Genomic DNA, 12,924 nt, shown 5'->3' with positions numbered 1-12,924 from the left:
ATGCTATCTCCGGTAGGTCTGTTTGCCGAGAGGCATCGGATCGGGGTTGGCGAGGACCCATCGCACCGCAAGCTCGCTGAGGCGGTCGGGCTCCTTCTCGCCGAAGCCGTCTTTGAGGGCGTCTACAAGCGCGTCCGCCTCGTCTGCTTCCGTTTCGCTCAACGGGTTTCCGGAGCGAAAGAAACGGGCGAGGGCGCCGAGCATCTTGTTGAAATCGGCATCCCAGTTGATGCCGCCGTTATCGAGCACCTCGTAGGCGACTTTGCCGGTGATGCGTATGGCTTCGCCCTGGGCGGTGGCTGCGTGGCCTTTGGCAGGGACAAGATAGTCCCACAGCTCGGCGTGTTGCTTCTGCCAGGTTTCGGCGTCTACGGCGATGGGGGATACGCCATCGTGGATGCGCCTCCTTGCGGCGGGAGCAACCCCGAACAGCTCGTAGAGATGGGAGAGCGCCGCGTCGGTTTCCTCGAGCGAATCCTTGTTGAAGCTATCGCGGTAAAACTCGAAGGATTTTCCGATGCTTTCGACGGATCGTTTTGCCGCCGGTGCGGTACCGTCTCCGGCTTCAACGAGGAGGTCTGCCACTGCGGCAACGTTCACGATATCGGCGTTTCGGCATTCGCGAAGGCTCTGTTCGAGCGGCGTCCGCTCCTCGTTGTTCCTTGCAAGCGGATCGGCGCCGAGTGCGAGCAGCCGTTCGACCGTTTGGGCGACGCCTTTGCAGGCGGCGCGATGCAGCGGCGTATTGCCGTCGTTGTTTTTCGCTTCGATATCGGCACCGAGTTGGACGAGCAGCTCGGTATTTCCCTGCCAGCATGCAGCTTCCTTGTGCAGGGGCGTGTTTCCGTACAAATCCTTCGCGTTGATATCCGCCCCTTGGGCGACGAGCCACCGAACGGCTTCTTCGGGCATGCCGGCAAAGGCAAGTGCCGTCTCTTTGGCGTAGCCGCTGGTTGCATCGATCCGGCATCGATCGAATACCGCCTTGATGGCGGCAACATCGCCGGCTCCGACGGTATCGGCGAAATCCTTCGGAAGCGTTGTGCGCAATCTGTTTTCAGGCGAGGCGGTTTGGGCGGCGGTGCTTTTGCTGGCGGATGCAGCTTTCTGTGTTTGAACAGGTTCTTTTGCTGCAGTTCGCTTTTTCTTGAAAGCATCGAACAATCCCATGGGCAAGTCCTCTCGATGTGCGGTTGCATTGCCGTTCCCCTTCTCATGATAGCGGGTGTTGGGATTTCTTGGAAGGAAGACGGTGCTGCGGCAGAGAAATGGGAGCAAAACAGCAACATGCTCGCCGAAAGGGCGACGGTGGACAAGGATTCGTGTCCAATCGATTTGCTTGCCGCCGCTACACGCTGCGGGCGCCCGCCCGCAGCTGCGCGCCGAGACCCCGGTTCGCCTTTCTGGCTCCGCGTCGGAACCGACGCCTCGCGCGGATTGCCTAGCAAGCATTTGACGCTTCGGGGTCTCTAGCGAAACCATATCAATGGTGGTTTGTCGGCGGATCGACGTCGCGCCCCCTCGGCCTATGTCAAAGCTGATCCGCGCGCCCTATCCCATTCCCGAGTGCGCTATCATTACTTCGTGCGAAAGCGAAAGGGAACCGAGCGGAGGCAGGGTGCGATGAGCCGTCTATTCGAAGAGTTGACCATGGGAGCTATGCGGGCGAAAAACCGCTTCGTGCGGGCGGCGACGTACGAGGGGCTTGCCACCGATGACGGGCATCTGACGCAAGAGCTGACAGCGATCTACGAAGAGCTGGCCGAAGGCGGCGTGGGAACCATCATCGCGGGGTATGCGTACGTCACGGCCGATGAGCACCCGAATCCGAACATGATGGGAATCTACGACGACTCCTTTGTTCCCGAATACCGAGCACTTGTCGATGCCGTGCACGAACGAGGAGCCAGCATCGTCTCGCAGATCGTGTACGGAGGCTCTGCGAGCAGGCTCGATCCGCCGAGCGAACGCATTCTGGGACCTTCGGCCATCGCGAACCCGAAGACGGGTATCGTGCCCGTTGAGGCGTCGCAGCATGATATCGAGATGCTGATCGAGGCGTTTGCCGCCGCAGCGCGCCGTGCGAAGGAGGCTGGATTCGACGGCGTCGAGCTGCATGCGGCCCATGGATATCTGCTGAGCCAGTTCTTGAGTCCGCTGCTCAACCATCGCACCGATGAGTACGGCGGCTCGATCGAAAACCGCGCCCGCATCATCGTGGAGGCGATGGCTGCGATTCGCGACGGGGTGGGGCGAGGCTATCCGCTTATGGTGAAGCTCAACAGCTCCGACGGCGTGGACGGGGGGTTGTCTGAGGAAGACAGCCTTGCGGTGGCGAAGATTCTTGTTGCAAGCGGCATCGATGCGATCGAGGTGAGCGGTGCGTGGCGCGCATGCAAGGTGAGAGGGGTCGCGGGCGAGCCCTTTTTCGCCGCTTACGCGAAACGGTTGGCCGAGGAGGCTTCGGTGCCGATCGTTCTCACGGGCGGCAATCGGAGTTTTGCCGTAATGGAGCGAATGGCGGCTGAGGACGCTGTCGCTGCGTTCGGGATGTGCCGCCCCCTCATATGCGAACCCGATCTCGTGAATCGGTGGGCTGCCGATCCTGCGTATGGCCCGCGTTGCATCTCGTGCAACAAGTGCGATGCGACGCGCGGGCACCGCTGTATTCTGCCTGCGAAGTAAACGGATGCCCGAAAGCATTCGGGCTTCCGTGACCGTTGGAGCCGATCGGCCCGTCGTTATGCGTTTGCGAGCGCGCTTCGGCCGTTCATGCCAAACAGGAGCTCATCGATCTTGTCGATGAGAAGTGCGGTTAGCCAAGCAAAACGGCCGCTATGCACGACGTGCGCGGTCGGGCGGGTGTTTTGGGGTATCATACGTTCATTATTGGGATGCCGGGGACGCGAGCTCCGACAAGCGGGAAAGCACGCGACATCAATCATTCGTGCGCGAAGGAGAATCCATGCATTACATCCATTGCCTGAACAACATTTCCAAGTACGGTACCGATCTGCTGCCTGAATCGTATGAGCTTACCGACGAGTTCGACAAGGCAACGGGTATCCTGGTCCGCAGTGCGGCAATGCATGACATGGAATTCCCCGAGAGCCTACTCGCCATCGGGCGCGCCGGTGCCGGTGTGAACAACATCCCGATCGATCGTTGCGCCGAAGAGGGCATCGTGGTGTTCAACACCCCTGGTGCCAATGCGAATGCCGTGAAGGAGATCGTGCTTTGCGCGCTTCTGCTCGGCAGCCGCGGAATCGTCGACGGCATCGAGTGGTGCCGCGAGAACGCCGATGACGAAAACATTGCCAAAGCAGCCGAAAAGGCGAAGAAAGCGTTTGCGGGACGCGAGATCCTCGGCAAGAAGCTCGGCGTCATCGGGCTCGGAGCCATCGGCGCCGAGGTTGCGAACGCTGCCATCGATCTAGGCATGGATGTATACGGCTACGATCCCTACGTGTCGGTTGGCGCTGCATGGCGCATGTCGAGTGCAGCGCACCACGTGACGAACATCGACGATATCTTCCGCGAGTGCGACTACATCACCATCCACGTTCCCGCGATGGAAAGCACGATCGGGATGATCGATTCCCATGCGTGCTCGCTCATGAAGGACGGGGCGGTGTTCTTGAATTTCTCCCGCGATACGCTTGTCGATAACGCCGCCATGGCCGAAGCGCTCGAATCGGGCAAGGTCCACGCCTACATCACCGATTTCGCGGTCCCCGAGGTTATGAGCATGGAAGGCGCAATCGTTCTGCCGCACCTCGGTGCCTCGACGGCTGAAGCCGAGGACAACTGCGCGATGATGGCGGTGCGCGAGCTCGTGGACTACATCGATAACGGCAACATCAAGAACTCGGTGAACTATCCGGCGTGCGACATGGGGGTGTGCCCTGAAGGCGCAAGCCGCGTAGCTGTTTTCCACGACAACATCCCCAACATGGTGAGCCAGATCACCACGGCATTCGGCGAGGGGGGCGTAAACATCGACAACCTTACGAACAAGTCGAAGGGCGATCACGCCTATACGCTGCTCGATCTCAGCCAGGCCGCGCCCGACGAGGCGATTGGCAAGCTCAGGGGCATCGAGGGCATTCGTCGCGTTCGCGTGGTCAAATAGCCCGAAAGCGATGGGGCAATGCAAGGGCTCGGGTCAAGCGATCCGGGTCCTTTTTTCTGTTCTTGCCTAGCCGATGCCCGTATCGATCGCTGCGTGTCGTGCGATGCTTATACCGAAGCGATTGCCTGCGCTATCGCTTCAGCTGCGGGAAAGATCGCCGACCGTTCGATGCCGTCGCAGTTCACGATGAACCGGTGCTCGTAGCGCTCCCGCTCAAGGGGTGCGCACGCGGCGAAGTCTCGCTGGAAAAAGCCCGAGAGAGGATCGAGGGCGACGCCGTGCTTGCGAAACGCCGCAGCGAGCGCATCGTCGTCGGCAAGCGTGTCGACGTGCATGATGAAGTGCAGTCCCGAATCCTGCGCTTCGATGGCGATGCGGTCGCTTGCGGCGCTTGCTTTGAGTGCGCAGGCAAGTTCGTTTTGCACCGTGCGGTAGTGGCTGCGCATCCGGTTGATGTGGCGCTCGTAATCGCCGCTCTCGATGAAGCGAGCAAGGGCGAGCTGATCGATGGCGCTCACCGTGCAGGAATAGAAGCCGAGTTCGGCGGCGAACCGTTCGGCCAGATGCGGCGGCAGCACGAGATAGCCGATGCGGAAGGCGGGGCCGAGGCTTTTTGCGAAGGTGTTGACGTAGATCACGCGCTCGCTTGCGTCGATGGCTTGCAGCGGCGGTATGGGACGCCCTGCCAAGCGGAACTCGCAGTCGTAGTCGTCTTCGACAACGTAGCGGTTTTCATGTTCGTTTGCCCAGCCGAGCAGTTCGTAGCGGCGGCTGATCGGCGTGACCATGCCGGTGGGGAACTGGTGGGAGGGCATGATGTGAACGACGTCGGCGGCGCTCGCGCGAAGGGCTTCGACGACGATGCCGCTCTGATCCATGGGCACATGCGAGAGCGCTGCTTCGTTGCTGCGGTATATCTTCGTGAGACGCGGGTAGCCCGGATCCTCGACGGCGAAGCGACAAGACCTTCCCAGAAGTTGGACGATCATGATGTAGAGCAGTTGCGCTCCTGCCCCCACGATGATCTGCTCGGGTTGCACCTGCATGCCGCGAAAACCCTTGAGGTAGGAAGCGAGCGTTTCTCGCAGCCGATACGATCCTGCGGCCGATGATTCGTTGAGCAGCGTCTGCTCCGATTCGCAGGTGAGAGCTTCGCGCACCGTTTTCGCCCACGTGTTGTACGGGAAGAGGCCCGCGGCATGCGATCCACTGGAGAAATCGGCAACAGGGCATTCGGCGGCGTTTGCATCCGAAGCGGCATCCGCGGGCGTTTCGGCGTTCTCCGATGCCCTATGCGGGTTTGCTTGTGCCGTGGCGCGTGCCAGGGGCGCGCGCAAATCGTTTCGCGGCGCTTTCCATACGGGGGGCGGCGAAGGCGTAGAGCCAATCGAGAGCGGGCATGCGAAATAACCTTTGCGTTCGATGGAGTACAGATAGCCTTCGGCAGCGAGTTGGGCGTAGGCGCCTTCGATGGTGATGAGGCTGACGCCGAGATGCTTTGCCAGCGTTCGTTTCGAAGGCAGCTTTTCGTGTGCGGCGATTGCGCCCGATTCGATATCGGCGCGGATGCACGTGTAGAGGTATTCGTACAGGCTGGCCGTTCCCCGCTGGTCGAGTTGGTAGGTGAGCACGAGCGTCCTTTGCGGATGTCTGAACCGAAGGCGTCTTCTGAGGCGCCGCTGGTTCTATTCTGGTCTTATTCAAAACTAGTATTTTGATCATACCACTATATCCATATGGGCAGTAGGATTCGATGGGTTCTTCAACGAAAGGAAACCGCTATGCCAAACTCCCATCCCGCTTTTAAAACCGTTGTGCCAAACGAGCAGCCTACCGAGGGCCGCAGCGTACTCAACCGCGCACTTGCCCAGATGCTCAAGGGCGGTGTGATTATGGATGTGACCACGCCCGAGCAGGCGCGCATCGCCGAGGAGGCGGGAGCTTGCGCGGTTATGGCCCTCGAACGCATTCCTGCCGATATTCGTGCGGCGGGCGGGGTGTCGCGCATGAGCGATCCCGCCATGATCAAGGGTATCCAGGCTGCGGTGAGCATTCCCGTTATGGCGAAATGCCGCATCGGGCACTTTGTCGAGGCGCAGGTACTGCAAGCCGTCGAAATCGATTACATCGACGAGAGCGAAGTGCTTTCGCCAGCCGACGATACCTATCATATCGACAAGACGGCGTTTGCGGTGCCGTTCGTGTGCGGTGCGCGCGATCTCGGCGAGGCGCTGAGGCGTATCGCGGAAGGCGCCTCGATGATCAGGACGAAAGGGGAGCCCGGTACGGGCGATGTGGTACAGGCGGTCCGCCATATGCGCATGATGAATGCGCAGATCGGCAAGGTGGTCTCGCTGCGCGAAGACGAGCTGTTCGAGGAGGCCAAGCAGTTGCAGGTGCCCTACGATTTCGTGCGGTTCGTGCATGATGAGGGAAGGCTGCCCGTGGTGAACTTCGCTGCAGGCGGCGTGGCAACCCCCGCCGATGCCGCACTTATGATGCAGCTCGGTGCCGAGGGCGTATTCGTAGGTTCGGGCATCTTCAAATCGGGTGATCCGGCAAAACGCGCTCAGGCCATCGTGAAAGCCGTTGCCAACTTCGAGGATGCGGGCATGATAGCTGCGCTTTCGGAAGACCTCGGCGAGGCTATGGTGGGCATCAACGAGCAAGAGATCGATATCCTCATGGCGGAGCGCGGGAGGTAGGCTCGTCGTGAATCAAACGGTACGGACGGACGGCGCGGCGTCGTGCGGCCAAGGGCAAACGGTTGGCGTGCTGGCCGTTCAAGGGGCTTTCGTCGAACACGAGCGCCGCTTCGAGCGGCTTGGGTGCCGGTGCATCGAGCTGCGCCAGGCAAGCGATGCGGCAAAGCCGTTCGATCGCTTGGTGCTGCCCGGCGGCGAGAGCACCGTGCAGATCAAGCTGTTGCACGAGCTGGGCATGTTCGAACCGCTCCTTGAGCGCATCGCGGCGGGCATGCCAGTTTTGGGAACGTGCGCAGGGCTCATCCTGCTTGCCGCGAGGGTCGGGAATGGCGGCGCTGGCGGCTTCGGCACGCTGCCCGTAGCGGTACGCCGCAACGCCTACGGCCGTCAGCTCGGCAGCTTTCATGCGAGTGCCGCTTTCGCGGGTTTGGAGCATGTGCCCATGACGTTTATCCGTGCACCCTTAGTCGTCGAAGCAGGCGAAGGCGTCGATGTGCTCGCGCGAATCGACGGCAGCATCGTAGCCGTACGATACGGAAACCAGCTCGGGGTTGCGTTCCATCCCGAGCTGGACGATGACGATCGGGTGCTCGAGGCGTTTCTCGCCATGGGCGGCGCCGAAAGCGCTCGGGCTTTCTGGAAGAGCGCGGAAGCCGTCCGGTCTATCGGATAAGCGAAAGAGCGCATTCTTGCCGCCGGGCTTCCTGCGAGGCCCTGCGTGCGCATCGGCTCGAGGGTGAACAGCATGGTTCCGGAAACGGTTGGGGCAAACCGATCTTCTCGTTTTCGTCGCAGGACGAAACAGCGGTTGATCTCATAATTTGAAAAACGAGACGACCTTGTCGACGGCAAGTCAACGTGACCTGCGGTTTTTTAACGCTTTAGTTGGCATGATTCATGCATGAAGTATAACGGAGCGATAAAAAACGGTCAGGCGTCGGGCGCCTGCCAATGCGGGTTCCCAGAGCCGCGCTTGGCTGCGCCCGTGCTTGCAAGAAGGGAAGGAAGTGCCTATGCATGAACCCCATCACGCTGATGCGAAGGGAAAGAGCAAGCTCGTAACCTTTACGACAACGACGGGATCGGAATATCGCATTTGCATAGCTGACGATCCTGCCAATGCCGAAGCCTGCATTATCCGCGTGGAGCCGACTGAGCGGCTTCGTGCGGGCAACGATAGCTTTCCTCTCGACTCGTTTACGGGAAGAGAGAAGGAGATTTTCCAGCTGGTGCTCAAGGGCTACACCAATGCTGAAATCGCCGCAACGCTGTGCATCAGCTTGTCAACCGTCAAGTCCCATATGCAGAAAATATTCGATAAGGCAAAAGCGGCCAACAGGGCAACTCTTGTTTCGAAATTCTACTGCGGCTGCTAGCGGAGGCTGCTTTCAGGCGACATTCGCGTCGCGGCGGAAAGCCCCCCTCGAGCTTTCCGCCGCGACTGCGCATCAAGCTGCGAACAGCGGAAGCAATCCGTACATGATCACAAACGACCAGACAATGCACACGGAGAATATGCAGAGCTGGATCAGGGCGATGACGTGGTAGGACCCCTTGTAGCGGAAGAGCGCCATCACCTTTTCGACCATGGGGGCGAAGATGACGGCCCCGATGGCGATGGTCAGCACCGCGATCACGATATCGCTTACCGTACCGGTTGCTGCATAGCTTCCGACGATGGCGGATACGAGCACGATGCCGGGGAAGGTGAACGCCCATCCCTCTTTCTTCCATTTCGGATACCAGATGAAAATCGCGAGCGCAGCAACGGCGATCTGGGAAGCGATGAGAAGCGGGAAGTTCCCCGCGCCGTACGCGGGCTCGAGCGGGTTGAGCACCCAGCCGATGATCGCACCGACGTACATGGCGACGGTGGCGATGGAGCTACCCCAGATGGCGAGCTCGCCAACGTCGCCGAACACGCGGTTGAGGAAAAACGAAGTCGGTGAGGATTTGGATTGCTCTTCTTCGATTTCTTCTGCCGGCGGCGTTTCGGGCTCTTGTATCTTCATCCAGGGGAACAGCTTGAACAGCGCCGTGCAGAGCGGAACGACGATGAATACGCCGATCGAGACGGCGACGAACAGGGGGAGCCCAAGCGGTCCGACGAGAAAGATCTGGAGCACGTAGACCACCGGAAACGTGATGAACGTTCCGAGCAGCACCGAGGTTGCGATCTTCGCGGCGCTGACGCCGAAGAAAAGCACGAGAACCTGTACGGTAAGGACTACGGCGAAGGTGGGAACCCATCCCGTCCATCCCGGGTAGAGTTCGCCGAAGACCAGCATCCCCAAAAGGATAGCGGCTGCGGTTGCGAAGAACATGCCGCTGAAGAGGTGTCCGTGGCCGTCTACACCGGTCCCGGCGAGGCGGGACTTCTTCCGCTCGAGGTAGGCGGCCACGAACCCGCCGACGATCATGAAGATCGATGCGGGAACCGAGGCGATGAAGGTGGCTTCGGTGAAGTCTGCGAAATACCACATTACCTTGTAGAATACCGTGCCCTCCATGCAGCCGGCGAGCATGGTGCCGAAATCATGGATGAAGTGATTTTCCATCAACATTGGCTGGAGTGCGTTCATCGCAAGGAACAGAACCACTGCCCCGATAAGCGTCCCTGCGAAAGCGGGCAGTATCTCTTTGCGAGAAGCGTGGGTGGAGTCTTGATCCATGCCAGCTCCTTTCCTGTATGCAACGAGGGTCGAAACCATGCGCAACGCACGGATTCTCGTGTCTGACCGCACGGTAATCGACCCAGCGGATATGCTGTTGTGCCAAGGGAAGGGGTCTTTTAATCATAACGGCGCAGCTACTGAGCGCAATGAGCCGAAAGAACGATTTACCGGGAGCCGTGTTCGACGACGCCTGGGTAAAAAACGAGGTATTAGCTCTACGATCAGGGGGCAAACGCAATACGGCCACCGGTACGGGGAGGAGAAATATCACACTTTCGGACACTGTGCTTGATGCGGGGGTCGCATCATACTGATGCAAGGGCCGAGGAAGCGAGGGGTACGAGGCGCGGGCGAGCACGCTGGCGCGTGCTTCGGCGCTGTCTGCATGCCTGCATTAACGGGCACACCTACAAGGAGGTACGGCATGAAAACTTGGTATCCCGAAGCCGATCTGGTTATCGCGCATCCGAAAATCTATACCGTCGCGATTACGTGCGACGAGGTTAAGCAGGGTAAGACCGATTTCCCCATTATCGAGGACGGCGGTGTTGCGGCGAAAGACGGCAGGATAATCGCCGTTGGCACAGCTGCTGAAATGGATCGGTACATCGGCGACAACACGAACGTCATCGATGCGACCGGAAAGATTCTCACTCCGGGCTTCGTCGAGTGCCACATGCACTGCAAGTGGACCGGCGAGCAGATGCTCAACCTCGATTTCAACGGCGTGACGAGCCGCCAGGCCATCCTCGATGCCGTGGCCGAGAAGGCTGCGAACACCCCCGACGGCGAATGGATCGAAGGCGACGGCTGGAACGAGCTCATCTGGGAGGACAGCCAGGAGGTCATCACGCGCCGCGAGCTCGACGAAGTCGCTCCGAACAACCCGGTCATTCTCCTGCATATGTCCGTTCATACCATTGCTGCGAATTCGCTTGCGCTCGAAGCGTGCGGCTACACGAAGGACACGCCGCAGCCCGAAGGTGCCGAGATCGGGCATTACGACGACGGCGAGCTCGACGGTCTCCTCTACGAGAACGGCGCGCTCCAACCCATGCTCAAGGCCAAGCCGCCTCTGACCGATGCCCAGCATCTCGAGAGCCTCGAGCTTATCGGGCGTCGTCTCAATTCCTTCGGCATTACGAGCGCTATCGACGCGAACCTCAACTATAAGCAGATGCATATCTACAACGAGGCGAGAAAGCAGGGCAAGCTTTCCTATCGCGCCAACCTCATGTTCTACCTCGATCCGCAGTTCGGCTCCTTCGAGGACAACCTGCGCCGCCTCGAAGAGATGGATTGCGTCACCGGCTTCGGCGACGAGATGCTCAAGCTGAACGGCTGCAAGGTGACGCTCGATGGCATCACCGCTGCGTTCACCGCCGCCATGAGCCGCCGCGAGTACCGGCAGCGTCCGGGATATTACGGCGACACCATCTACACGCAAGAGGAAATCGACGCCCTCGTCTGCAAGGCGACCGAGCTCGGTTGGCAGTTCGGCATTCATACGATCGGCGATGCGAGCGAGGACCGCGCGCTGCACGCCTTCCAGGAAGCCAACAAGATCAGGCCCGTCAAGGAACTGCGCCACTACCTCATCCACTACCAACTCCCCTACGAGGACCAGTGGCCCATCATGAAGGAGCTCGGCGTAGGCGTATGCTTGCAGCCGACGCTCGTCTCCCAGATGGGCGAGGAGCCGCTGTTCTGGCCCGAGCAGGTCGAGCGCTTCCAGTCGCCGGGTCTCATGTTCAAGAACGGGATCCTGGCAGGCGGAAGCTCCGATAGCCCGGTGGTGTCTCCCAATCCGATGCTCGGCATGTACTACGCCATCACGCGGCTCGACGAGACGACGGGCAAGACGCTCTCCAAGGGCGATGAGTCGAAGGTCACGCCCATCGAGGCCCTGATCATGTGGACGAAGAACTCAGCGTTCTTCAGCCACGACGATGACAAAATGGGTTCGGTCGAGGTGGGCAACTTCGCCGATCTGTGCCTGTTCGACAGCGATTTCGTGATCGGCGACGTCGAAGCGTACCGCGATACGAAGGTGGCAAAGACCATTCTCGGTGGCAAGGTCGTGTACGAGGGCTAAGCAAACAATGAGGAGCGCTCGACGGGTGAGGGTGCGTCGATTGCTGTAGCGCCGACTGCGTATGCGGTCGGCGCTTTTTTTGTTAATGCGAGGCAAACCCGAGCGATATCGAGCGGCTCCTGACGTATCTGCTAGCCGGTCTCGTTCCGCCCCGAGCTGGACCGTGGCGATCGGGTGCATGCGATGCGTTCGGGTGGCCGATGCGACGCTCTCGCTGCGGGGAATTCCTTCGTAAAGGCATCGGGTGCCTTACGAACGAATGTCAAATGGGACGTTAACACTAGCTTTTACATGCATGATTCTATACTGCGATGGAAATAGAGCGTCCTTACGGCGCGACAACGTAGAGGAGCAAGCATGAAACGGGCTGCTGCGGCATTGAGCGAACAACAGAAAAACGATCTTATCGAACTACTCGAGGCGCGATTCGCTTCGCACCCCGAACGCCATGCGACGATTGCGTGGCCCGAGGTGCACGCGCGGATCGACGGGAACGAAGATGCTCTCCGCTCGCTGTACCTTATGGAGCGGACCGAAGGCGAACCCGACGTGATCGGCATGGACGTGGTTACGGGCAAAGCCGTCTTCGTCGATTGCTCGCCGGAGAGCCCCCTTGGGCGAAGGAACCTATGCTACGACCGCGCGGCCCTCGAGGGGCGAAAGAAGAACAAGCCGAGCGGGAATGCGGTTGACGAGGCGCGGGCTATGGGGATCGAGCTGCTCGATGAAGACCGGTATCGAAGGCTGCAAGCGCTCGGTGAATTCGATAGGAAAACATCGAGTTGGATCGAGACCCCGGAGAGCATCAGGGATCTCGGCGGTGCGCTGTTCTGCGACCGTCGGTACGACACGGTGTTCGTTTATCACAACGGTGCCGATTCGTACTACGGTGCGCGCGGTTTCCGCGGGGTGCTGTACGTTTAACTCTCAGCGATGTTTAAGCGCCGATGGCCCCCATCGGCGCTTCTTTTTTCTATAATGCCTAAAACTTTTCCGGCGAAGTGTCTGCCGTGTAGCCTTACCCTGCCGTTTTCCATGTAAAAAGAACATATTTGTATAACATGCGTGATACGCTCAAAAACGCAGATATTTGCATGAGGCGATTGTGCCAGCAGAAGGCGAACTTGATGCCAGCAATGCAAACGGCCTGATAAGTATTCGATAACCAGCAAAAACACTACTGTTTCACGGCATCTTGCCGCGTTCTCTCCTTTCCTTGACAAAGGGGGTTGGCGGCTGATTAGATGTGAAAACCAACTTGGGTGATCGTGAATAATTTGTGTAGTTGTTAATGTAATTGTTGGTTTCCCGCTGGGT

The 12,924-nt window shown here is 59.6% G+C and carries 10 protein-coding genes; 7 read left to right on the top strand and 3 right to left on the bottom strand.

Features of this window, described 5'->3' with window-relative positions:
- Positions 1-3: 3 nt before the first annotated feature.
- A complete protein-coding gene (locus C1722_RS10895) occupies positions 4-1,170 on the bottom strand; it encodes an ankyrin repeat domain-containing protein (RefSeq protein WP_102379255.1) in 1,167 nt (388 codons plus the stop codon).
- A gap of 453 nt (positions 1,171-1,623) precedes the next feature.
- Between C1722_RS10895 and C1722_RS10885 the strand changes: the two genes are divergently transcribed.
- Together C1722_RS10885 and C1722_RS10880 are read left to right on the top strand one after the other, a co-directional pair.
- Entirely contained in the window at positions 1,624-2,685 is a 1,062-nt protein-coding gene (locus C1722_RS10885; RefSeq protein WP_102379253.1) for an NADH:flavin oxidoreductase, read from the top strand.
- A 280-nt stretch (positions 2,686-2,965) separates the two neighbouring features.
- On the top strand, positions 2,966-4,132 hold the full coding sequence (locus C1722_RS10880) for a 3-phosphoglycerate dehydrogenase family protein (protein WP_102379252.1): 1,167 nt from the start codon (positions 2,966-2,968) through the stop codon (positions 4,130-4,132).
- A gap of 107 nt (positions 4,133-4,239) precedes the next feature.
- On the opposite strand, the gene pdxR is transcribed toward C1722_RS10880, so the two are convergent.
- Positions 4,240-5,763 (bottom strand): MocR-like pyridoxine biosynthesis transcription factor PdxR, encoded by a 1,524-nt coding sequence (gene pdxR, locus C1722_RS16995; RefSeq protein ID WP_180995156.1) that lies wholly within the window; start codon positions 5,761-5,763, stop codon positions 4,240-4,242.
- A 150-nt stretch (positions 5,764-5,913) separates the two neighbouring features.
- Here pdxR and pdxS point away from each other — a divergent pair, with 150 nt between their 5' ends.
- The 3 genes from pdxS to C1722_RS10860 all read left to right on the top strand — a co-directional run bounded on the left by pdxS (position 5,914) and on the right by C1722_RS10860 (position 8,213).
- Positions 5,914-6,837, top strand: a complete 924-nt coding sequence (gene pdxS, locus C1722_RS10870) for a pyridoxal 5'-phosphate synthase lyase subunit PdxS (RefSeq protein ID WP_102379251.1) — start codon at positions 5,914-5,916, stop codon at positions 6,835-6,837.
- Between the two features lie 7 nt (positions 6,838-6,844).
- On the top strand, positions 6,845-7,510 hold the full coding sequence (gene pdxT / locus C1722_RS10865) for a pyridoxal 5'-phosphate synthase glutaminase subunit PdxT (protein ID WP_102379250.1): 666 nt from the start codon (positions 6,845-6,847) through the stop codon (positions 7,508-7,510).
- A gap of 340 nt (positions 7,511-7,850) precedes the next feature.
- Positions 7,851-8,213 carry a response regulator transcription factor gene (locus C1722_RS10860; RefSeq protein WP_102379249.1) on the top strand — a complete coding sequence of 121 codons (363 nt, stop codon included), beginning with the start codon at positions 7,851-7,853 and terminating at the stop codon, positions 8,211-8,213.
- Positions 8,214-8,285: 72 nt separating this feature from the next.
- Here the strand turns inward: C1722_RS10860 and C1722_RS10855 are convergent, their stop codons facing one another.
- Positions 8,286-9,509: a hypothetical protein gene (locus tag C1722_RS10855; RefSeq protein ID WP_102379248.1), complete on the bottom strand. Its 1,224-nt coding sequence runs from the start codon at positions 9,507-9,509 to the stop codon at positions 8,286-8,288.
- A 427-nt stretch (positions 9,510-9,936) separates the two neighbouring features.
- Between C1722_RS10855 and C1722_RS10850 the strand changes: the two genes are divergently transcribed.
- Together C1722_RS10850 and C1722_RS10845 are read left to right on the top strand one after the other, a co-directional pair.
- Positions 9,937-11,607: an amidohydrolase gene (locus tag C1722_RS10850; protein ID WP_180995155.1), complete on the top strand. Its 1,671-nt coding sequence runs from the start codon at positions 9,937-9,939 to the stop codon at positions 11,605-11,607.
- A gap of 357 nt (positions 11,608-11,964) precedes the next feature.
- On the top strand, positions 11,965-12,531 hold the full coding sequence (locus C1722_RS10845; RefSeq protein WP_102379246.1) for a DUF4256 domain-containing protein: 567 nt from the start codon (positions 11,965-11,967) through the stop codon (positions 12,529-12,531).
- The last annotated feature ends 393 nt before the right edge of the window (positions 12,532-12,924 follow it).

Source organism: Raoultibacter timonensis (genome assembly GCF_900240215.1).
In the GTDB taxonomy this organism is placed as follows: Bacteria; Actinomycetota; Coriobacteriia; order Coriobacteriales; family Eggerthellaceae; genus Raoultibacter; species Raoultibacter timonensis.
This window is presented reverse-complemented; position numbering and strand designations above follow the sequence as displayed.

What these genes read in the sequence shown, in the direction of transcription:
- C1722_RS10895 (WP_102379255.1), bottom strand. Translation starts at nt 1,170, where the DNA reads ATGGGATTGTTCGATGCTTTCAAGAAAAAGCGAACTGCAGCAAAAGAA.
- C1722_RS10885 (WP_102379253.1), top strand. Translation starts at nt 1,624, where the DNA reads ATGAGCCGTCTATTCGAAGAGTTGACCATGGGAGCTATGCGGGCGAAA.
- C1722_RS10880 (WP_102379252.1), top strand. Translation starts at nt 2,966, where the DNA reads ATGCATTACATCCATTGCCTGAACAACATTTCCAAGTACGGTACCGAT.
- pdxS (WP_102379251.1), top strand. Translation starts at nt 5,914, where the DNA reads ATGCCAAACTCCCATCCCGCTTTTAAAACCGTTGTGCCAAACGAGCAG.
- C1722_RS10860 (WP_102379249.1), top strand. Translation starts at nt 7,851, where the DNA reads ATGCATGAACCCCATCACGCTGATGCGAAGGGAAAGAGCAAGCTCGTA.
- C1722_RS10855 (WP_102379248.1), bottom strand. Translation starts at nt 9,509, where the DNA reads ATGGATCAAGACTCCACCCACGCTTCTCGCAAAGAGATACTGCCCGCT.
- C1722_RS10850 (WP_180995155.1), top strand. Translation starts at nt 9,937, where the DNA reads ATGAAAACTTGGTATCCCGAAGCCGATCTGGTTATCGCGCATCCGAAA.
- C1722_RS10845 (WP_102379246.1), top strand. Translation starts at nt 11,965, where the DNA reads ATGAAACGGGCTGCTGCGGCATTGAGCGAACAACAGAAAAACGATCTT.